Here is a 20,649-nt window from a genome sequence, read left to right as displayed (position 1 = left end):
CTGGTAACCGATGGTCTCGTGTCTTTTACAAATCCGCCAACCTCCCGGTTGTCGTTTGTATAGAGACGCATATTTTCGGCAGGTCTGAATTTTCACTTAGAAAACAGTACCTTTTTCTAGGAATAATCTGCAAATATAAATGAAGCGGATTTGATCCAGTTCCAGTAATCTGCTACCCGTAGCCCGCTAATTATTTGATTTCCCAGTACGTCTTACGCCATTGCTGCGTTTTTGTGCAATCAAATAAAGAACAAACGTTTAACTTCGCCATTCAGGATTAAAAAACTGATGGTGACTACGTATTATTCCATTGCTGTTGGGGTGATAGCAAGGTGACTTTATGTCTTTAAGCGGTTTTTCTGATGAAATAGGAAGAAATAGTTAATATTTAATCTTTATCTTAAAGTAGGGAAGGTAACAGCCAGAAAGTATGCGTGATTTTTACACATATTTAAAAATGAGTAGCACTCTGCTTGAGTGATAATTAAAATTGCTATCATGAAAACGAATAATCAAATTGTACAATTTGTCACTATTGATGACGATGAGGCCGGACAGCGTGTTGATAACTTTTTATTAGCGCGTTTGAAAGGGGTTCCTAAGAGCATGATTTACCGGATTGTGCGTAAAGGAGAAGTTCGGGTAAACAAAGGCAGGGTAAAACCTGAGTATAAATTGTCTGCGGGGGATGTTGTCAGAATTCCGCCGGTTCGGGTTGCAGAACGGCAAGAGGCGCCGGTTTCAGCTAAACTGGATAAAGTCGCTGCATTAGGCGATTGTATCTTATACGAAGATGACCATATTCTGGTGCTCAATAAACCTTCCGGTACGGCGGTTCATGGCGGTAGTGGCTTAAGTTTTGGCGTTATTGAGGGGCTACGGGTTTTACGTCCGGAAGCCAAATTCCTCGAATTGGTGCATCGTTTGGATCGTGATACCTCTGGAATTCTGTTAATTGCTAAAAAACGCTCAACTTTACGGGCCTTGCACGAGCAATTACGGCTTAAACAGATGCAGAAAGATTATCTGGCTTTAGTTCGAGGACAATGGCAATCACATTGTAAAGTTGTTCAGGCTCCATTGCTAAAAAACATCCTGCAAAGTGGTGAGCGAATTGTTAAGGTAAACAGTGAAGGTAAGCCTTCTGAAACACGTTTTAAAGTAGAAGAGCGTTTTACCAATGCAACGTTAGTGAAAGCCAGCCCTGTAACAGGTCGGACTCATCAAATCCGTGTTCATACACAATATGCTGGGCATCCGATCGCTTTTGATGATCGTTATGGCGATAAAGTTTTTGATTCGCAACTGTCAGATACGGGTCTTAACCGCCTATTTTTGCATGCCAGCGCGCTAAAATTTACTCATCCTTCGACGGGGGAGACATTACGTCTTGAAGCGCCGATGGATGAGCAGTTGCGCTATTGTATAAAAACGCTACGTCAGTATCACAATAATTAACCTATCTCCGTCAGAGGGTTTACCCCCTGGCGGATTAATAATTCAGTCAATGTAATTAATGGTAAACCGATTAGCGTATTCGGATCTTTCCCTTCAAGTCGTTCAAATAAAGTAATTCCTAACCCTTCGCTTTTAAAGCTTCCGGCACAATTAAGGGGGTTTTCCGCGGTTAAATAAGCCCAGATTTCATCATCAGTGAGTTCTCTAAAATAAACATTGAATAATTCGCAACGGGTATCCGCTATTCCTGTTTTGCTGTTAAAGAGAGAAATGCCGGTATAAAAAGTGACGCAATGACCACTGGCTTGCCGTAATTGTTTAAATGCATTTTCAAAACTGTGAGGTTTGCCGGTAATTTCGCCATTAATAACGCAAACCTGATCGGAACCAATAATCAAATGCTGAGAATATTTAGCTTGTAATGCCTGTGCTTTGGCTTGTGCCAAACGCATAACGAGTTGTTCTGCATTTTCATTCATTCGAGGTGTTTCATCAGTATCAGGAGCCGCGCATATAAAGGGTAAACGAAGTTTTTCCAGTAACATGCGGCGGTAAGCAGAGGTGGAAGCTAAAATGATTTGTGTCATAATTTTTCCAAAAGACATGGCGAAATAATTGCAGGCATTTTAAACTAGACACAGCTTAATAAGCGAATATTTGGCGGAAAGGTGCAGATGTGTGGCCTTTTTCTTTGACTATATCTCATTACAAAGATAATATGCGCGCCTTATGCAAAAGGTAAAATTACCCCTAACCATTGATGCGCTTCGCGCAGCTCAGAAACGATTAGACTACGCAGGTAGTTATTCACCTGAGCAAGTTTTGCGTATCGCGGAATCTGTGGTTAGCGTGGACAATGATGTAGACAGCGTTTTATCGTTTCAGATAGATAACCAACGTCTGGCGGTTGTGCGTGGGCATTCCGATGTGGATGTTACGCTTGAATGTCAGCGTTGTGGCGGTAATTTCAGCCATCACGTTCACATAACATATTGTTTTAGCCCGGTCGTCAATGATGAACAGGCTGAAGCATTACCGGAAGAGTATGAGCCAATTGACGTTAACGAATTTGGCGAAATAGATTTGCTGGCAATGATTGAAGATGAAATAATTCTTTCTCTGCCGGTGGTTCCGGTACATGATTCTGAACACTGTGAAGTGTCCGAGGCGGACATGGTGTTTGGTGAATTACCTCTAGAGGCTGAAAAACCAAACCCATTTGCCGTATTAGCCAGCTTAAAGAAAAGTACTTAAGGAGTAAGGTCAATGGCCGTACAACAGAATAAACCAACTCGTTCTAAACGTGGTATGCGTCGTTCTCATGATGCACTGACTGCACCATTACTGTCTGTAGATAAAACTTCTGGTGAAACTCACCTGCGTCACCATGTGACTGCTGATGGCTACTACCGTGGCCGCAAAGTCATCAACAAATAATCTCCGCCAGTCATTAGCAAGTTAATACCTTGACTAATCTGACTTTAGCGTTAGATGCCATGAGCGGGGACTTTGGTCCTCGCGTTACGGTGCCTGCTGCATTGCAGGCACTGGCGTCTAACCCTAGACTTAAATTATTGCTGGTCGGGATCCCCGATATCATTTCTCCGATGCTTGTAAATAGCGATGCTGAGTTGCTCAGTCGTTTACAAGTGGTTCCTGCTGAACGGGTTGTGGCTAATGATGCGAAACCATCACAAGCGATTCGCAATAGCCGAGGAACGTCAATGCGTATTGCCTTGGATTTAGTGAAATCAGGTGAAGCGCAGGCGTGTATCAGCGCAGGAAATACCGGAGTATTGATGGGGTTATCTAAATTGATGCTAAAATCTATAGAAGGCATTGAAAGACCTGCTTTGATGACCGTGTTGCCAAACTTGAAGCAGCGGGAAACGGTCGTATTGGATTTAGGGGCCAATGTTAATTGCGATAGCCGCATGTTGGTACAATTCGCCATTATGGGTTCAGTAATGGCCGAAGAAGTCGTAGGCGTGGTTAATCCCGCGGTAGCATTGCTTAACATTGGTACAGAAGAGAGTAAAGGGCTGGATAATATCCGCGAAGCCGCCACTATTTTAAAGAGCATTCCGACAATAAATTACATTGGTTATCTGGAAGGTGATGAATTGCTGACAGGTAAGAGTGATGTACTGGTATGTGACGGCTTCGCAGGTAACGTGACGTTAAAAACGATGGAGGGGGCGATCAGAGTTATCTTATCCCTGCTTAAATCATCGGATGGACAAAAGAAAAAGTTTTCCTGGTTGTTGAAAATAGTCAAGAAGTGGTTGCAAAAACGGATGACAAAACGCTTCGGTCACCTGAACCCTGACCAGTATAATGGCGCATGTCTGTTAGGATTATATGGAATTGTAATCAAAAGCCATGGGGCGGCTAATGAGCATGCGTTTAAAGCCGCAATCGAACAGGCTGTTCAGGCCGTTGAAAGGCAGGTTCCTGATAGAATTGCTGCACGCCTGGAAACAGCATTACCCAAGAGTGACTGAACATACATGTATACAAAAATTTTAGGTACAGGTAGTTATCTGCCTGCGCAAGTGCGTACTAATGCTGATTTAGAAAAAATGGTAGATACGTCTGATGAGTGGATTGTTACCCGTACAGGTGTCCGCGAACGTCGTATCGCTACTGATGATGAAACCGTTGCGGTTATGGGGTTTCGGGCCGCCAAGAAAGCAATTGAAATGTCGGGCATTGACAAAGATCAGATTGATTTAATCATTGTTGCAACAGCTTCAGCCACCCATGCTTTCCCTAGTTCCGCATGCCAAATTCAGCACATGTTGGGTACCCAAAATTCAGCGGCTTTTGATATTTCCGCCGCTTGTTCTGGTTTTGTTTATGCACTGAGTATTGCTGATAAGTTTATTAGAACCGGTGTGGCGAAACATGCATTGGTTATTGGTTCTGATTCTATTACCAGAACACTTGATCCAGAAGATCGCGGAACACTTGTCCTGTTTGGCGATGGCGCAGGTGCTATGGTGGTAGGGGCTTCTAATGAGCCAGGAATTCTTTCAACTCACCTTCATGCAAACGGCAGCTATGGTGAATTGTTGGTATTGCCTTATCAGGAGCGTCAGAATCTAAAAGAACCAGCGTATGCCAGTATGATCGGTAATGAAGTATTTAAGATTGCAGTTCGTGAATTGGCTAACATAGTTGATGAGACTTTAGAAGCAAATAACTTACCGTATAGTGAGTTGGATTGGCTGGTGCCTCATCAAGCTAATTTGCGTATTATCGCAGCGACAGCTAAAAAATTAAACATGACAATGGATAAAGTAGTGGTAACACTAGATCGTTACGGTAATACTTCTGCGGCATCGGTACCCACAGCATTTGATGAAGCAGTGCGTGATGGCCGGATTAAGCGTGGTCAGTTAATCTTAATTGAGGCTTTTGGTGGTGGCCTTACTTGGGGTTCAGCACTGATACGTTTTTAATTTGACAGGAAGATGAACATGTCTATGTCTGAATTTGCAATGGTATTTCCTGGTCAGGGTTCTCAAGACCTTGGCATGTTGGCCGATTTGGCTACAGCGTTCCCGGTTGTCGAGCAAACTTTTGCTGAAGCATCTGATGTACTGGGATATGATCTCTGGGCGCTGGTTCAACAGGGGCCAGAAGAAGAACTGAACAAAACATGGCAAACTCAACCCGCGTTGTTGGCAGCATCGGTTGCTATTTGGCGGGTCTGGCAGGAAAAAGGTGGAAAAGCACCATCACTGATGGCTGGACATAGCCTTGGTGAATATTCTGCACTGGTTTGCGCAGGTGTCATTGATTTCAAACAAGCAATTAGACTTGTTGAACTGCGTGGCGAATTGATGCAAGAAGCTGTACCTGAAGGCGTTGGTGCGATGTATGTTATTATTGGTTTAGATAATGAATCCATTGATCGCGCCTGTAAAGAAGCAGCTCAGGGGCAAATTGTTTCTCCTGTTAACTTTAACTCACCTGGTCAGGTTGTTATTGCCGGTGAGAAAGAGGCGGTAGAGCGTGCTGGTGATGCATGTAAAGCCGCAGGTGCGAAACGTGCGCTGCCTTTGGCAGTCAGTGTACCGTCGCATTGTGCACTGATGAAACCCGCCGCAGATAAGCTGGCAGTTGTTTTGGAAGGGATTGAATTTAGCCATCCTCAGTTCCCGGTGGTAAATAATGTTGATGTGGAAATAGAACAATCTGCTGAAGCTATCCGTGATGCACTGGTACGACAACTCTATAACCCTGTCCGTTGGACAGAAACAGTTGAATTTATTGCTGGACAGGGTGTCGGGCGGCTATTAGAAGTAGGGCCAGGTAGAGTTTTGACAGGTTTAACTAAACGAATTGTCAATACCTTAAGTGCAGCAGCAGTTAATGACACAGCTTCACTAGTAACTGCATTGGAAAATAATTGAGGAACAATATGAGATTAGACGGAAAGATTGCATTAGTAACAGGAGCTAGCCGTGGGATCGGCCATGCAACTGCTGAACTATTAGCAGAGCGTGGGGCCTATATCATTGGTACAGCAACAAGCGAAAAAGGTGCTGAAGTCATCAGTACTTACCTTGGTGAAAAAGGTAAAGGTTTTGTACTGGATGTCACTGATCCGGAATCGATTGAACAACTTATGTCTACCATCCGAACAGAGTGGGGTGGGCTTGACATTTTAGTGAATAATGCGGGTATCACGGCTGATAACCTGGTGATGCGCATAAAGGATGATGAGTGGCAGCATGTTATTGACACTAATCTTTCATCCGTTTTCCGTATGACAAAAGCGGCAATGCGCTTCATGATAAAAAAACGCTATGGTCGTATCATCTCTATTGGATCTGTTGTGGGATCGATGGGGAACACTGGGCAGGCAAGCTATGCAGCGGCGAAAGCAGGTCTTGTTGGTTTCAGTAAGACACTGGCTCGTGAAGTGATTTCTCGTGGTATTACTGTTAACGTTGTTGCGCCAGGGCTTATTGAAACTGATATGCTAAAAGCGTTGCCAGAGGAACAGTTGGCGAACTTTTCGAAAGATATCCCCGCTAAGCGGCTTGGGGATGTGAAAGAAATTGCTAGTGCTGTGGCTTTCTTTGCTTCTGATGAAGCGGCTTACATCACAGGCGAAACATTACATGTCAATGGCGGCATGTACATGAACTAAAAAATGAGCGAACCAGTTGCATTTTTTGTGTCAAATAACGCAAAATAGTGCACGTTTGTGGTTCGACCAGCCGGGATTGGGTTGCATCTTTTCCTGTATTTTATAAACTACGAAAACCATCGCGAAAGCGAATTTTGATAGGAAATTTAATAGCATGAGCACTATTGAAGAACGCGTTAAAAAAATCATCGTTGAACAACTTGGTGTTAAAGAGGAAGAAGTCGTTAATTCAGCTTCTTTTGTAGATGACTTGGGCGCTGATTCTCTTGACACAGTTGAACTGGTAATGGCTCTGGAAGAAGAGTTCGATATCGAAATTCCAGATGAAGAAGCAGAAAAGATCACTACAGTTCAGGCAGCTATTGACTACGTCCAGAACCAAAGCGAATAAGTGAACACACCTAGGCGGTCATTCGACCGCCTATGTTTCTGCCCTAAATAATTTCCCTCCCTGGAGGATAAGCGTGTCTAAGCGTCGAGTAGTTGTGACCGGACTAGGCATGTTATCTCCTGTCGGTAATACAGCAGAATCTTCTTGGAAAGCTGTTTGTGCCGGACAGAGTGGTATCAGCCTTATTGACCATTTTGACACCAGTCACCATGCAACTAAGTTTGCAGGTCTGGTTAAAGATTTTAATCATGAAGATTTCAATATTTCGCGCAAGGACGCACGAAAAATGGATGACTTCATTCAATATGGTATTGCAGCAGGTGTGCAAGCCATTGAAGATTCCGGAATTGAAGTAACAGAAGCCAATGCTAGTCGTTTTGGTGCTGCTATTGGTTCTGGTATTGGTGGTTTGGGTCTGATTGAAGAAAATCACGGGGCGTTGGTGGCGAGCGGTCCTCGTAAGATCAGCCCATTCTTTGTACCTTCTACGATTGTAAACATGGTAGCAGGTCATTTGAGTATTATTTACGGCTTGCGTGGTCCAAGCATTTCTATCGCCACAGCATGTACATCAGGTGTACATAACATTGGTCATGCTGCCCGTATTATTGCTTATAATGATGCTGACATTATGCTGGCAGGTGGTGCGGAAAAAGCCAGTACTCCTCTAGGGGTTGGTGGTTTTGGCGCTGCCCGTGCTCTATCTACCCGTAACGATAATCCACAAAGTGCAAGTCGTCCGTGGGATAAAGACCGCGATGGCTTTGTTCTGGGGGATGGCGCAGGTATTTTGGTGCTGGAAGAGTATGAGCATGCGAAGAGACGTGGTGCGAAAATTTACGCAGAAATCGTTGGCTTTGGCATGAGCAGTGATGCTTATCATATGACGTCACCACCAGAGAATGGCGCAGGTGCTGCGCTGGCGATGGAAAATGCGCTGAAAGATGCCGGTATCACTACCAAGCAAGTGGGATATATTAATGCTCATGGTACTTCAACACCGGCTGGCGATTTAGCGGAAGCTCATGCGGTTGAGTCAGTTTTTGGTGAAGGCACTGATGTTTTAGTGAGCTCAACCAAATCAATGACGGGTCATTTGTTGGGTGCTGCGGGAGCGGTTGAATCTATTTTCACTATCCTGGCATTGCGTGATCAGGTTGTTCCGCCAACTATCAACCTGGAAAACCAGGATGAGAACTGCCGTCTGGATTTCGTGCCAAATGAGTCCCGTAAGGTAGAGGGAATGGAATATGCATTGTGTAACTCTTTCGGTTTCGGTGGTACTAACGGCTCACTGATTTTCCGTAAGATTAAACCTGATTAACAGGTAAAGTCTGATATTACAGAAAATTGCTGTTGAAGGCCCCTCGGTATGAATTTGTAAATATTGAGAGGCGACAAAATAGATAGCTCCAATAGTTAATCATTATTGGAGCTTTTTTTGTGGCAAGAATCATGGGCATTTTTGCACTCGTGTCAGCGATATACTATCATACCGTCTGTTGATAAATTGATTGAAATGCCTTTTTTGAGTAATTAAGAATAAAGCTATATGTATTGGATTAATGGGAAGCGGAGCGACTATTTACCAGTGAATGATCGTTCAGTTCAATTCGGTGATGGTTGTTTCACAACAGCAAAAATAGAACAGGGGCAGGTCGCTTTATTGCCATTGCATATCCAAAGATTACAAAAAGGCGTTGAAAGGCTATATCTTCCACAACCCGATTGGCAACAGCTTGAAAACCATATAAAACAGATTGCTTCCACAACTGAACAAGGTGTACTTAAAGTTATTATTTCCCGTGGAACCGGAGGGCGTGGTTATAGTGCTGAGGGTTTTACGCAATCCAATCAGATTTTGTCTCTTAGTCCTTATCCCGAGAAGTATTTGAAACAGCGTCAGAAAGGGTTCTCTCTGGTGCTCAGTCCGATACCGATGGGAATAAATCCTTATCTTGCTGGAATTAAACACCTTAACCGATTAGAACAGGTATTGATTAAATCATTTATCGAAAAATCAAATGCTGACGAAGCTCTGGTACTTGATACGGATGGTTTATTGGTTGAATGCTGTACTGCAAACATTTTCTGGCGTAAAGGAAAAGATGTGTATACTCCTGATTTACGAGGCTGTGGTATTGAAGGGGTGATGAGGAAAAGAATAATCGCGTTATTATCGGAAAGTGATTATGATTTTTCCTGTGTAAATTGTTATCCCGAAACATTGGCTGATGCAGATGAGGTGATAGTCTGTAATTCTTTAATGCCAGTGATACCTGTCAAAGAAATTCAAGTTCATGAAAATCAGCCCACGTGGAAATATCAGTCAAGGGAGCTATATGAATATTTGCTTCCTGAATGCCTAAAGTTGTAATGCATAATGTGTTTAAGTGATTAAATTAATTGATGAAACGGAAAAAACGTCTTTTTGCTCTATTGGTTTTGATTGTCATTACGGCAGCAATATTACTCTATGCTGGCTATAAAAAAGTTGAAAAATTTGCGGATCAAACACTCACAATTAAACAGGATCGAATATTTACCTTACCTGCCGGTATTGGTCGTCATGGTTTGGAGGCGTTACTCGTTCGGGATAATTTGATTGAAGATAGTCATATTTTCCCTTGGTTATTAAGGCTGGAACCAAAACTTGCCGAGTTTAAAGCGGGGACTTACCAACTAGCACGTGAAATGACGTTGCGAGAAATGTTGCAGCTATTCTCTAGTGGTAAAGAAGCGCAATTCACGGTCCGTTTCGTTGAAGGTAGCCGTTTATCTGACTGGTGGAAAATACTACAGCAATCTGAGTATCTTAAACATGAATTGGATGATAAGAATGCTCATGAATTGGCGGAAATACTCGATATAAAAGATACCGATACTTTGGAAGGGTGGCTCTATCCTGATACCTATCACTATACGGCAGGTACAAGCGATGTAGCATTGCTGAAACGAGCATATCGACAGATGAAAATGACGCTTGAAGAGGAATGGGAAGGGCGCGACAAAAATCTACCCTATAAGAATGTTTATGAAATGTTGATTATGGCGTCGATTATTGAAAAAGAGACCGGTGTTGAGGCTGAGCGGACAAAAGTCGCTTCTGTATTTATTAATCGTTTACGGTTGAACATGCGGCTTCAAACTGATCCGACCGTGATTTATGGTTTAGGTGAAAAATACACAGGCACTATTTTTCGTAAAGATTTAACGACATTGACGCCCTACAATACTTATATGATTGATGGCCTGCCACCCACACCGATTGCGATGCCTGGTCTTGCTTCCATAAAAGCGGCTGCCCACCCGGCAAAAACCGAATTTCTCTATTTTGTGGCGAATGGTAAAGGTGGCCATACTTTTACGACCAATCTAGCTGCGCATAACAAGGCGGTAAATATTTACCGTCAGAGGTTAAAACAGGACAAATGAACAGCAAATTTATTGTTATTGAAGGGCTGGAAGGCGCGGGAAAAACGTCAGCGATGAAAACAGTCGTTGAAATATTGCAGCAGCACGGTATTCAGAATTTAATTTTTACCCGTGAGCCGGGTGGAACACCACTGGCAGAAAAATTACGTGGGTTAATTAAACAAGGTGTTGAAGGTGAATCTCTGACGGATAAAGCAGAGGTGTTAATGTTATATGCAGCCAGAGTTCAATTAGTCGAAAATGTGATTAAACCTGCTTTGGCTCGCGGTACATGGGTTGTGGGTGATCGTCACGACCTCTCTTCCCAGGCATATCAAGGGGGAGGGCGTGGTATTGATAAAAACTTGATGAGTTCGCTACGTGATACTGTGCTTGGTGATTTCCGTCCTGACCTGACTATTTATCTCGATCTTCCTCCTCAGATTGGTTTACTGCGCGCTCGTGAACGTGGAGAGTTAGACAGAATTGAAAAAGAGTCGATGGATTTTTTTGATCGTACACGCAGTCGTTACCTGGAGTTGGCGGCACAGGATAAGAATATTGCGACCGTTGATGCGGCTCAACCGATAGAGCAAGTACAAGCAGATATTTATCAGGTACTTGGGCAATGGCTAAAGCAGCAGGAAAATGGCTAATGAATTGGTATCCGTGGCTTAATCAGGCATATCGTCAGTTGGTGGAATCTCACCAGCAAGGTCGAGGCCATCACGCTTTATTGGTTCATGCTAATGCAGGTACTGGGGCCGATGTGTTGATCTATGGATTAAGCCGATGGTTGATGTGTCAGGATAGACAGGGGATGAAAAGTTGTGGGAAGTGTCATAGCTGTCATCTGATGATGGCAGAGACTCATCCTGATTGGTACATTATGTCACCGGAGAAGGGTAAAACCAGCGTTGGTGTGGAAGCGGTACGGCAGATTACGGAAAAGCTTTATAGCCGTTCTCAGCAAGGTGGGGTAAAAATTGTCTGGTTACCTTTGACCGAATGTTTGACAGATGCTGCGGCTAATGCATTATTGAAAACGTTGGAGGAGCCGCCGGAACATACCTATTTTCTTCTGGAATGTCGGCAACCAGCCAGCCTTTTGGCAACTTTACGCAGCCGCTGTTTTTACTATTTTTTGCCGGCGCCTGAAACAGAAAGTAGTCTTTATTGGTTGCAAAAACAGTTGCCTTTAATTTCTTCTGCCGATGCAATAACAGCATTGAAACTGTCTCAGGGGGCTCCTGTAGCAGCAGAGCAATTATTGCAACCGGAACAATGGCAGATACGGGAACAGTTTTGTCAGGCTGTTAAACAGGCTTTGGATAAACGTGATGCTTTGTCACTTTTACCTCAGCTTAATCATGAAAATGCGCCACAACGTCTTCATTGGCTTATTAGCTTGTTACTTGATGCGGTAAAGTGGCGACAGCAGGTACAGCGTTATTGCATCAATCAGGATCAACAAACGCTGATTTATCAATTGAGTTCCATGCATACTATGGCTGTTTTGCTGCAAAGCGTTGGTGATTGGATGTCTTGTCGTCATCAATTGCTTTCAGTAGTGGGCGTAAATTGGGAATTGTTGTTGGTAGAACAGTTGCTTAATTGGGAAAAACAGTTTACTTCATAACCCTGAAATTTTTTTGTATACGAGTTTAAATATGTTGTTAGTTGATTCGCATTGTCATCTCGATTGTCTCGATTATGAAAACCTACATAGAAATGTAGATGATGTTGTTGCAAAAGCGGCAGATCGGGAGGTTAAATTTATGCTGGCAGTAGCGACGACGCTACCCGGTTTCCAGCAAATGAAAACGCTAATTGGTAAACGGGAAAATATCGTATTTTCCTGTGGTATTCATCCACTTAATCTGGATGAAGGTTATGACTTTGATGAATTGGCGCGTTTAGCGGCCGGGAATGAAGTTGTCGCACTAGGTGAAACGGGGTTGGATTACTATTATCAACAGGATAATGCTGAATTACAGCGAACCTCATTTCGTGAACATATTCGTATCGGGCGCAAACTCAACAAGCCGGTTATCGTTCATACCCGTAGTGCTCGTGATGATACTTTAAAGGTATTGCGTGAAGAACAGGCACGAGAATGTGGCGGTGTTTTGCACTGTTTTACGGAAGATAAAGATACGGCTAGAGAATTACTGGATTTAGGTTTCTATATTTCATTCTCTGGTATTGTGACTTTCCGTAATGCAGAGCAGATCCGTGAAGCGGCGAGATATGTACCATTAGATCGTATTCTGATTGAAACTGATTCGCCTTACCTTGCACCCGTGCCTCATCGTGGCAAAGAGAACCAGCCAGCCTATGTACGTGATGTTGCGGAATATATGGCTGTACTCAAAGGTGTGAGTGTTGAGGCAATAGCAGAGGTGACTACACAGAATTTTTGCGATTTATTTCATGTTGATGTAGACAAAATTTGATTTATCAACTTGAATCTTTGGCTTGTAAGCGCTCATATATCGGTTGTTTTTTTGAATAAAAGGAAAATATGATGGCAGAAGAAACTATTTTCAGTAAAATTATTCGCCGTGAAATACCTTCTGATATTGTTTATCAGGACGATCTGGTCACTGCATTCCGCGATATTTCTCCACAGGCGCCGACCCATATTCTGATTATTCCAAATGTCCTGATCCCAACAGTGAACGATGTTAAACCGGAGCATGAAGCAGCGTTAGGGCGCATGATGACGGTTGCGGCAAAAATTGCTGAACAAGAAGGCATTGCTGAAGATGGATATCGTTTGATTATGAACTGTAACCGCCATGCGGGACAGGAGGTTTATCATATTCATATGCATTTGGTTGGCGGCCGCCACTTAGGGCCATTGTTGATGAAGTCAATGTGAAGTATTGAAATTCATGGATATTAGGCAGATATTCGGGGATGTTTATTCCAAGATGCCTCGAATATCTCGATTTTTTAATAAATGCTGCAAATTTATCATTGGAGTTGAACTGATAACATATTGCTGATGTCACATCGGAAATTTATCTGTTTTTTAGAACTCTGTAATTGGAATAGGTTAATGAGAAGAATTCTTTTTGTAGCACTATCGGTTATATTTTTGGCGGGATGTCCATCCTTGCCACCGGAGCAGCCCGAACCTCCGACTCCGGTCGTACCAGTGACTCCATCGGAAAAACCGACGCCATCGGAAAAAGTGCCAGAACTCCCGAAAATGCTCGCGATTGACTGGGAAAGTACTGTGCAACCATTAGTTGAGCAATTAGTTAAGGCTCATGGGTTGGAAAACGGGAAGCTACTGTTAGTTGATACAGTAAAAAATAATACCAACGGTGCATTACAAACCATGCAGGCAACCGATGCTTTGCGTCAAGCTGTCAGTAGCAAACAGGTTTTTGAGTTAGTACCACAAAATCAAGTGCAAAGTGCCCGTCAATCTCTAGGCTTATCTGAGGAAGATAGTTTGGGATTGCGTAGCAAAGCGATTGGTCTGGCGCGTTATTTGAATGCCGATTATGTCCTTTATTCTATAGTTTCAGGTAACAGTGATAAGCGCGATATCGTCATGCAACTGATGCTGGTACAGACGGGTGAGATTCTTTGGTCAGGGCACGGTGACGTTAAATAATCATGATTGTTTGTTGCGGGCATTGTGCAGGCAATGGCCGCATACCGAAGTAGGCGATTGGAAAATAAGACCGTTAAGCGGTCTGACAAATGGGAGCTATTACGCCACCAATGGTAAATATCATGTTGTCGGCCGTAAGCAGTGGCAACAAGGGAAACAGCTTGGCGTTAATCGTCAGCGTGAAAGCGCCATTTTGCGCCATCTCAGCCAGGTAAAAATTGCTCCGCAAGTCATAGCAATGGTTCCTCATTGGCTGTTGTTGACGTGGTTGCCCGGCCATGTGATTGGGCAAAATGAGTTTTCTCAGCCTGATTTTTTGCAAAAATTGGCGGCATTATTGGCGATTTTGCATCACCAGCCGCTGTTTGGCTACCGGCTTCAACTACGGCATCAACTAGAAAGCCACTGGTTGCAAATTGATAAAACGCGTCTTACTCCCCGCTGGTTGCGGTTGCATAAACACTTTATGTCATCTCCAATGCCTTCAATACTCAAATTATCACCCGCTCATATGGATGTGCATTACGGTAATTTGCTTAATACTTTTCAGGGGCTGAAACTCATTGATTGGGAATATGCAACTGATACCGATATTGGGTTTGCGCTAGCGACACTGTTTCTCACTAATCACTGGAATGAATCGCAACAGCAAGATTTTTTGAACTACTATTGTTGTCAGCCATCAGGATACTTGAATCGCACACTATTAGAGCGCCAGATTAAACGTTGGCGACTTTGGGTTGATTATATGTTTTTGATGTGGTTTGAAGTGCGTTGGAAACAGAGTGGTGATCCACAATTTTTAGAATTAGCACAACCGTTACGTCTCTCTTTTGGTCTAACGTTTTAAATATATCGCACTGCATTAATTGCAGTACATGAATACAAGTGAGGAATGTTATGGGTCCGGTCATGTTAGATGTTGTTGGTTATGAATTGGATAATGAAGAGAAGGAAATTTTGCAACATCCATTAGTGGGCGGATTAATTCTGTTTACCCGTAATTTTCATGATCCTGAGCAATTACGAGAATTAGTACGTCAGATTCGTAAGGCTTCCCGTTATCGTCTTGTGATTGCTGTTGATCAAGAAGGCGGCAGAGTTCAGCGTTTCCGTGAAGGTTTCACTTGTTTACCGGCAGCTCAATCTTTTGCTGGATTGAGTGACAATCTCAATGGAATTCAATTGGCGGAAGAGGCGGGTTGGTTGATGGCGTCTGAAATGATTGCTATGGATATTGATATCAGCTTTGCTCCGGTTTTGGATTTAGGTCACCGATGTGTGGCTATTGGTGAACGTTCATTCCATGAAGATCCCGAACAGGCCAAGATGATGGCGGAGCACTTTATTAAAGGCATGCATTCTGCTGGTATGAAATCGACGGGTAAACATTTTCCGGGGCATGGTGCTGTTGATGCTGATTCTCATAAAGAAACTCCCTGTGATGATCGCCCGTTGGAAGTTATTTGTCATCATGATATGTCTATTTTTCGTGATTTTATTCAGCGCAATTTATTGGATGCGATTATGCCGGCTCATGTGATCTATTCTCAGGTAGATGAGCATCCAGCCAGCGGGTCGTCATACTGGTTAAAATCAGTGCTTCGTCAGCAATTGGGCTTTGATGGCGTGATATTTTCCGATGATCTCTCTATGGCGGGGGCGGCGATGATGGGAAGTTACGTTGAACGCGGACAGACTGCCCTCAATGCAGGTTGTGACATGATTTTGATATGTAATAACCGTGATGGAGCGGTTAGCGTGCTTGATAATCTGCCTTTGACCAAAGTGGAGAAATTATCAGAATTGTATCATCGAGGTAATCAATACAGTTTGAATGAGTTAAAGAATTCAAAACGTTGGCAGCAGGCTAATAAAGCACTAACGGCTTTACATGAGCAATGGCAGGGTTGTGTGCGGTAATTGTAAAGTCATCTTTTATGTTTGTTTTATTGCCAAATAGATGACCTTTAGCGTTAATTGTGCGGGAAAATATCCCGCTTTTTTGTATAAATAGCATTGTCGCATTCCTGAAATTTCTTTGATATCAGGTTTTTTTAAGATCTCTTTCTTAATTCATATTTTCTTTCCTGCGTCAATAAAAACATGAGAAAAATAAGAGCTGAATCCAACCAACTGAAAATAAATTGACAAGTTTTGTGATTGATGTTTATTTATTCAAAAGAATTTGATGTTGTTCAATTTTGGTATGACCTACTAACCAGTCATGATATTCTGTAATTATCACATCAGTTATTTGTATAAAGCTAAATGTTATTTAAAGGTATTATTTTACTGCCCTTAAATAACATTTGGTTTACATTTTAGTGGAGTAGTCATGACAACACCAAAGAAGAGAATTGTTATCATTGGTGGAGGTGCCGGTGGTTTGGAACTGGCAACCAGTCTGGGGCATAAGTTGGGTCGCAAGAAGAAAGCAGAAATTGTGCTGGTGGATCGTAACCAAAGTCATTTATGGAAGCCGTTATTACATGAAGTGGCAACAGGCTCCCTTGACGATGGGGTTGATGCGTTGAGTTATCTGGCCCATGCCCGTAATCACTATTTCAGTTTCCAATTAGGGACGTTGACTGATATTCACCGTGATAGCAAAAAAATTACTTTGGCTGAGATCAGGGATGAATATAACGAAGTGCTGGTGCCTGAACGTGAATTGAGCTACGACATTCTGGTTATGGCCTTGGGCAGTACATCCAATGATTTTAATACACAGGGTGTGAAAGAGCATTGTATCTTCCTGGATAATCCACAACAGGCTCACCGTTTCCATAATGAAATGTTGAATCTGTTTCTTAAGTATTCTGCAAACTGTGGGCAGCAAGATAAGGTTAATATTGCTATCGTTGGCGGTGGTGCGACAGGTGTTGAGCTATCAGCGGAATTGCACAATGCGGTAAAACAGCTTAACAGTTATGGTTTTGAAGGGTTGAATTCAGAAGCGTTGAACGTGACGTTAGTCGAAGCAGGGGAGCGGATTTTGCCTGCATTGCCGGCGCGTATTTCTGCTGCGGCACATCAGGAACTCACAAAACTTGGCGTTCATGTATTAACCAAAACTATGGTGACCAGTGCTGATGAACGCGGGTTGAATACTAAAGAGGGTGAGCTAATTAAAGCTGATCTCATGGTATGGGCTGCCGGTATCAAAGCACCTGATTTTATGAAAGATATTGCGGGTCTTGAAACCAACCGGATTAACCAGCTAGTGGTGAAGCCAACGCTGCAAACGACACTTGATGATCATATTTTTGCCATTGGTGATTGTGCGTCATGCTCGAAGAAGGAAGGCGGTTTTGTTCCACCAAGGGCGCAGGCGGCTCATCAAATGGCTAGCTGCTGTTACAGTAATATTATTGCCTTGTTGCATGATAAACCGTTAAAAGAGTATACCTACAAAGATCATGGCTCATTGGTGTCATTGTCTAAATTCAGTACGGTGGGTAGTTTGATGGGCAATTTGATGCGTGGTTCAATGATGATAGAAGGGCGTGTAGCTCGCGCTGTCTATATCTCTTTATATCGTATGCATCAGGTAGCCTTACATGGATATATCAAAACTAGCTTGATGATGCTTGTTGGCGGTATAAACCGTGTAATTCGCCCTCGATTGAAACTGCATTAATGACTTAATTAATATAAGGCCCCCCGTAGAATAACGGGTGGCCCTGATAAAACACCACTACTTTAATCTGAAATCATTTACCTTAATTAAGAAAGCAAACGATCAACTAATTTGAAAGCATTTGCGACATTTGGTCGCGAGCCGATTCCTTGTAGTTCTCCTATTGTAAAACCGCTACTTCTAACCAGTGTTGCTATTTGAGTGCAGTTAAGATATTTATGATATTTTGATTTGGCATAGGACTGAATAAGTGCTAATGCCCCTGCGACTAAAGGTGTAGCACTGGATGTACCATTATAACCGCGAGTATAATTTCTATTATTTCCTGGTAGGTACTGTAAGTTTGTATATCCAGTAGTTGTGACATTCTCACCCCAGGAGTTTAAACTGGTGTGAAGATTATGATTGGAAAAGCCTAATCGGTGTCCATTAATTGATGTACAGGCACCGATCATAATACCACCAGGATCACCGTAATTAGGGAAAGTGAAGTCATAGGCTAAATTAATACCACTATTACCAGAAGCGAAAATAATGATAGCTCCTGCATCAGCACAACTCTTTATTCTTTGCCAATTAGATTTGAGGTAGGTAAAAGGATAATATCTATTATTGGCTACAGTTTGAATATTTAAACTAATAATATCTCCTGGTAAAAAGCTATATATTATTCTATCAAAATCATCGACGTCATAAAAACGGAATTGACATTCGTGAGCAATACCCGTCACACCGAATTCATTATCTTTTGCAGAAATACAGCCGGTGGCTGCTGTGCCATGATTACAATCTTGTGTTTCTGGGCGGCTGTTGATAACCGTAATATTACCAACTAAATCTTCATGGTTTCTATAAACGCCGAAATCAAGATGATGTACAGTGACGCCTTTGCCTTTATAACCTTCATCCCAAGCCTTTCTAATATTCATACCGTTGTGGTCGTCTAAATATCCCTGTAGATGTGAAAAATCAGGTGTAACGATATGAGTAGTATCAAATTCAGGAATTATGGTTTCCTCTTCAGACAGAAGTAAAGGCGGTGGCGGTAGCTCTTTCAAAATCGGCGTAAGAGAGCAAAATTCGACATAGTCCAGTTCCTCTAGTTCATTGGCTAACTTGACTAAATCAGCATGACTAATATCAGCATCTATCTTGTAAAGATGAGTTAATTTACTGAATTCTGGTGTTTTCCAGGTTTTCCTATCTAAATCTTCTTGATTAAAAACAGGTTTTATCTCTATTGCGCTTTTATATGAATTAAAAATAGGTAATAAGTTATCTTTTTCTATTTCAAATTTTTTTAATCCATCAGGGGAAAACAGAATTTCAAGATTATATTTCAAATTCTTATTTGGGATATCATTATTTCCTTTTAAAGAGACGGTGTTACCTTTAGCAGGTGTTTGTTTCGGGAGGATATGGTTAATGTCAATATTATCAGTTTTGTTTTTATCTATCTCATCGATTTTCTTATTGATATCAAACAATAAATCTGATTCTTTTATTTCTATATTTTCTGGTGTAAGATTAGCAACTGTTTTACCATCCTGAACAAGGATGGTTTCTATCGTATAATTTGCGGGTTTTAGTGAAGTCAAGCAGGCGATTTGATTATCTTCACTATAACATTCATATATCTCTTTTGTATTTGAATTGGTTACGGTGTATTTTATTTCTGTATTGTTACTAATTTCACCGTGACATTTGAGATATAAATTACCGTCAAATTTTGCAGATTGAAAGTACTCAAGGGATATGTTCATTATCATTCTCCTCTTTGGTTAATTGCCTCCTCAGTATAACTATAACTGGGTATTTCATATTATTATTATTTCTTAGTCCATTGTTCTGTTAGAGAGTAACTGGGCTATCTATACTGATTATTGCTGAATGTGATTTTAGAATTAATTTATAATCGCTTTGGTGAGGAAGTTATTTTCCTTAAAATAAAAAGTGGGTTTTTATTAAGGTGGATAAGTTTGAATAACCTTATTAATAGTATGTAATATATTTACATAGTAAGTGCAACATTGTTACTCTGGAAGTAAACACATCCGTGTTCCTCTAAATAATTCATTATGTGTCTTCCCACCCCCGAGTTTTTCGGGGCGATTACTTAATCGGTTTACCACAAAATTTAATTTCTGCTCAGATATTTCATTAAAACTGGTTCCCTTTGGTGATTAACTCATTGATGTTTTCATTAGTCCCCCTTTCCCAAGGTGAATAAGGGTGAGAAAAGTAAATTTGCGACTCTAATTTAGTTCATGCTCTGCAAACTCCAAGCATCGTATTACCTTCCCAATCGCCGATACGTTCAACTCTCCAATTACGGAGAATGACGCTAACAAATCATGTTGTTTATCCCAATATAATTATGGAGGTTTTAGGTTAAATGATCTTCTGGCAGAGCGAGCAGCCGATAAAAAGTAAGATTGGCATGGATACATCCTCACTGGAGATCTTTGTCTCATTAGGATTCATGATTTTTTCCAATCTGTGAGTTAATTACGGAGCAGTAGCACGGGATTTATTTTTACCTGATAGAGTTTATTTAACCAAAATCGATATGGGCAGCTCAACTAGACATCAAGTCCGGTAATAGAGAAATTAGCTGTGTAATCACCACCAATACCTGCTGTCTGATAGTTATCTCCCAATCCGCAATAGCGTAGCGCCTGTTTTGCCAACTGAGCTAAAAGTCATCATCCAATCTAATCAGAAAAGGTCATTACTTATCACAAATTAAAAATAACTGTCACAGTTCAAGTCATTCAATGCTGAAATCAATCATCATAAATGTGATTTGCATCACACTTTAAAAATAAAACCATAAAATTAATTTGAAATTATTAATGCTGGTTATTAAATGATTAATATTAATCTATTTTTTATACAATGCTGTTACAAAATAATCACATTGGCCTGTTTTTTGCTTTGTCATATAA

Annotated in this window: 21 protein-coding genes and 1 pseudogene; 19 read left to right on the top strand and 3 right to left on the bottom strand. The window is 41.8% G+C overall.

The genetic code is table 11. The features are described 5' to 3' along the window. Positions 1-498 precede the first annotated feature (498 nt). On the top strand, positions 499-1,458 hold the full coding sequence (gene rluC / locus EAE92_RS11605) for a 23S rRNA pseudouridine(955/2504/2580) synthase RluC (RefSeq protein WP_214068193.1): 960 nt from the start codon (positions 499-501) through the stop codon (positions 1,456-1,458). Here the strand turns inward: rluC and EAE92_RS11600 are convergent. Continuing rightward, positions 1,455-2,045, bottom strand: coding sequence for a Maf family protein (locus EAE92_RS11600; RefSeq protein WP_214068192.1), 591 nt, complete (start codon positions 2,043-2,045; stop codon positions 1,455-1,457). The two genes, rluC and EAE92_RS11600, sit on opposite strands and share 4 nt — an antisense overlap. 142 nt (positions 2,046-2,187) lie before the next feature. On the opposite strand from EAE92_RS11600, the gene yceD reads away from it, so the two are divergent. The 18 genes from yceD (at position 2,188) to EAE92_RS11510 (ending at position 17,701) form a co-directional block, all read left to right on the top strand. Continuing rightward, positions 2,188-2,712: a 23S rRNA accumulation protein YceD gene (yceD, locus tag EAE92_RS11595; RefSeq protein ID WP_036782159.1), complete on the top strand. Its 525-nt coding sequence runs from the start codon at positions 2,188-2,190 to the stop codon at positions 2,710-2,712. Positions 2,713-2,724: 12 nt separating this feature from the next. Then, entirely contained in the window at positions 2,725-2,895 is a 171-nt protein-coding gene (gene rpmF / locus EAE92_RS11590) for a 50S ribosomal protein L32 (RefSeq protein WP_011147057.1), read from the top strand. A gap of 29 nt (positions 2,896-2,924) precedes the next feature. Next, entirely contained in the window at positions 2,925-3,962 is a 1,038-nt protein-coding gene (gene plsX / locus EAE92_RS11585; RefSeq protein ID WP_072165629.1) for a phosphate acyltransferase PlsX, read from the top strand. Between the two features lie 6 nt (positions 3,963-3,968). Beyond that, positions 3,969-4,922 (top strand): beta-ketoacyl-ACP synthase III, encoded by a 954-nt coding sequence (locus EAE92_RS11580; protein WP_214068191.1) that lies wholly within the window; start codon positions 3,969-3,971, stop codon positions 4,920-4,922. A 24-nt stretch (positions 4,923-4,946) separates the two neighbouring features. Continuing rightward, positions 4,947-5,879, top strand: a complete 933-nt coding sequence (gene fabD, locus EAE92_RS11575) for an ACP S-malonyltransferase (RefSeq protein ID WP_214068255.1) — start codon at positions 4,947-4,949, stop codon at positions 5,877-5,879. A gap of 8 nt (positions 5,880-5,887) precedes the next feature. After that, on the top strand, positions 5,888-6,622 hold the full coding sequence (fabG, locus tag EAE92_RS11570) for a 3-oxoacyl-ACP reductase FabG (protein WP_214068190.1): 735 nt from the start codon (positions 5,888-5,890) through the stop codon (positions 6,620-6,622). A gap of 154 nt (positions 6,623-6,776) precedes the next feature. Further along, positions 6,777-7,013, top strand: coding sequence for an acyl carrier protein (gene acpP / locus EAE92_RS11565; RefSeq protein ID WP_011147052.1), 237 nt, complete (start codon positions 6,777-6,779; stop codon positions 7,011-7,013). A 73-nt stretch (positions 7,014-7,086) separates the two neighbouring features. Then, entirely contained in the window at positions 7,087-8,337 is a 1,251-nt protein-coding gene (fabF, locus tag EAE92_RS11560; protein ID WP_046395080.1) for a beta-ketoacyl-ACP synthase II, read from the top strand. Between the two features lie 228 nt (positions 8,338-8,565). After that, the gene (gene pabC / locus EAE92_RS11555) at positions 8,566-9,390 is read left to right on the top strand and encodes an aminodeoxychorismate lyase (protein WP_214068189.1); all 825 of its coding nucleotides are present in this window, start codon (positions 8,566-8,568) and stop codon (positions 9,388-9,390) included. A 32-nt stretch (positions 9,391-9,422) separates the two neighbouring features. After that, a complete protein-coding gene (gene mltG, locus EAE92_RS11550) occupies positions 9,423-10,448 on the top strand; it encodes an endolytic transglycosylase MltG (RefSeq protein WP_214068188.1) in 1,026 nt (341 codons plus the stop codon). Next, entirely contained in the window at positions 10,445-11,083 is a 639-nt protein-coding gene (gene tmk / locus EAE92_RS11545) for a dTMP kinase (protein WP_214068187.1), read from the top strand. Before mltG ends, tmk begins: the two co-directional genes overlap by 4 nt. Then, the gene (gene holB / locus EAE92_RS11540) at positions 11,083-12,066 is read left to right on the top strand and encodes a DNA polymerase III subunit delta' (protein ID WP_214068254.1); all 984 of its coding nucleotides are present in this window, start codon (positions 11,083-11,085) and stop codon (positions 12,064-12,066) included. Before tmk ends, holB begins: the two co-directional genes overlap by 1 nt. Positions 12,067-12,097: 31 nt before the next feature. Beyond that, entirely contained in the window at positions 12,098-12,883 is a 786-nt protein-coding gene (locus EAE92_RS11535) for a metal-dependent hydrolase (protein ID WP_214068186.1), read from the top strand. Between the two features lie 71 nt (positions 12,884-12,954). Continuing rightward, entirely contained in the window at positions 12,955-13,311 is a 357-nt protein-coding gene (gene hinT, locus EAE92_RS11530) for a purine nucleoside phosphoramidase (protein WP_036815020.1), read from the top strand. 180 nt (positions 13,312-13,491) lie between these two features. Further along, positions 13,492-14,058 (top strand): penicillin-binding protein activator LpoB, encoded by a 567-nt coding sequence (gene lpoB / locus EAE92_RS11525; RefSeq protein ID WP_214068185.1) that lies wholly within the window; start codon positions 13,492-13,494, stop codon positions 14,056-14,058. Further along, positions 14,045-14,908, top strand: coding sequence for a thiamine kinase (gene thiK / locus EAE92_RS11520; RefSeq protein WP_214068184.1), 864 nt, complete (start codon positions 14,045-14,047; stop codon positions 14,906-14,908). Before lpoB ends, thiK begins: the two co-directional genes overlap by 14 nt. A gap of 50 nt (positions 14,909-14,958) precedes the next feature. Next, positions 14,959-15,981: a beta-N-acetylhexosaminidase gene (gene nagZ, locus EAE92_RS11515; RefSeq protein WP_214068183.1), complete on the top strand. Its 1,023-nt coding sequence runs from the start codon at positions 14,959-14,961 to the stop codon at positions 15,979-15,981. A 415-nt stretch (positions 15,982-16,396) separates the two neighbouring features. Further along, complete coding sequence (locus EAE92_RS11510) at positions 16,397-17,701, top strand: NAD(P)/FAD-dependent oxidoreductase (RefSeq protein ID WP_036782186.1); 1,305 nt, start codon at positions 16,397-16,399, stop codon at positions 17,699-17,701. A gap of 86 nt (positions 17,702-17,787) precedes the next feature. Here EAE92_RS11510 and EAE92_RS11505 read toward each other — a convergent pair whose 3' ends face one another. Both EAE92_RS11505 and EAE92_RS11500 read right to left on the bottom strand, forming a co-directional pair. Further along, entirely contained in the window at positions 17,788-19,464 is a 1,677-nt protein-coding gene (locus EAE92_RS11505; RefSeq protein ID WP_214068182.1) for a S8 family peptidase, read from the bottom strand. Positions 19,465-19,734: 270 nt separating this feature from the next. Continuing rightward, a pseudogene (locus EAE92_RS11500) lies at positions 19,735-19,963 on the bottom strand (IS30 family transposase); the annotation flags it as partial. Between the last annotated feature and the right edge of the window lie 686 nt (positions 19,964-20,649).

Source organism: Photorhabdus hainanensis (genome assembly GCF_018448965.1).
Classification (GTDB): Bacteria; Pseudomonadota; Gammaproteobacteria; order Enterobacterales; family Enterobacteriaceae; genus Photorhabdus; species Photorhabdus akhurstii.
Note: the sequence above shows the minus strand (reverse complement) of the source record. Positions and strands in the feature narration are given on the sequence as shown.

What these genes read in the sequence shown, in the direction of transcription:
- rluC (WP_214068193.1), top strand. Translation starts at nt 499, where the DNA reads ATGAAAACGAATAATCAAATTGTACAATTTGTCACTATTGATGACGAT.
- EAE92_RS11600 (WP_214068192.1), bottom strand. Translation starts at nt 2,045, where the DNA reads ATGACACAAATCATTTTAGCTTCCACCTCTGCTTACCGCCGCATGTTA.
- yceD (WP_036782159.1), top strand. Translation starts at nt 2,188, where the DNA reads ATGCAAAAGGTAAAATTACCCCTAACCATTGATGCGCTTCGCGCAGCT.
- rpmF (WP_011147057.1), top strand. Translation starts at nt 2,725, where the DNA reads ATGGCCGTACAACAGAATAAACCAACTCGTTCTAAACGTGGTATGCGT.
- EAE92_RS11580 (WP_214068191.1), top strand. Translation starts at nt 3,969, where the DNA reads ATGTATACAAAAATTTTAGGTACAGGTAGTTATCTGCCTGCGCAAGTG.
- fabD (WP_214068255.1), top strand. Translation starts at nt 4,947, where the DNA reads ATGTCTGAATTTGCAATGGTATTTCCTGGTCAGGGTTCTCAAGACCTT.
- fabG (WP_214068190.1), top strand. Translation starts at nt 5,888, where the DNA reads ATGAGATTAGACGGAAAGATTGCATTAGTAACAGGAGCTAGCCGTGGG.
- acpP (WP_011147052.1), top strand. Translation starts at nt 6,777, where the DNA reads ATGAGCACTATTGAAGAACGCGTTAAAAAAATCATCGTTGAACAACTT.
- pabC (WP_214068189.1), top strand. Translation starts at nt 8,566, where the DNA reads ATGTATTGGATTAATGGGAAGCGGAGCGACTATTTACCAGTGAATGAT.
- mltG (WP_214068188.1), top strand. Translation starts at nt 9,423, where the DNA reads ATGAAACGGAAAAAACGTCTTTTTGCTCTATTGGTTTTGATTGTCATT.
- tmk (WP_214068187.1), top strand. Translation starts at nt 10,445, where the DNA reads ATGAACAGCAAATTTATTGTTATTGAAGGGCTGGAAGGCGCGGGAAAA.
- holB (WP_214068254.1), top strand. Translation starts at nt 11,083, where the DNA reads ATGAATTGGTATCCGTGGCTTAATCAGGCATATCGTCAGTTGGTGGAA.
- EAE92_RS11535 (WP_214068186.1), top strand. Translation starts at nt 12,098, where the DNA reads ATGTTGTTAGTTGATTCGCATTGTCATCTCGATTGTCTCGATTATGAA.
- hinT (WP_036815020.1), top strand. Translation starts at nt 12,955, where the DNA reads ATGGCAGAAGAAACTATTTTCAGTAAAATTATTCGCCGTGAAATACCT.
- lpoB (WP_214068185.1), top strand. Translation starts at nt 13,492, where the DNA reads ATGAGAAGAATTCTTTTTGTAGCACTATCGGTTATATTTTTGGCGGGA.
- nagZ (WP_214068183.1), top strand. Translation starts at nt 14,959, where the DNA reads ATGGGTCCGGTCATGTTAGATGTTGTTGGTTATGAATTGGATAATGAA.
- EAE92_RS11510 (WP_036782186.1), top strand. Translation starts at nt 16,397, where the DNA reads ATGACAACACCAAAGAAGAGAATTGTTATCATTGGTGGAGGTGCCGGT.
- EAE92_RS11505 (WP_214068182.1), bottom strand. Translation starts at nt 19,464, where the DNA reads ATGAACATATCCCTTGAGTACTTTCAATCTGCAAAATTTGACGGTAAT.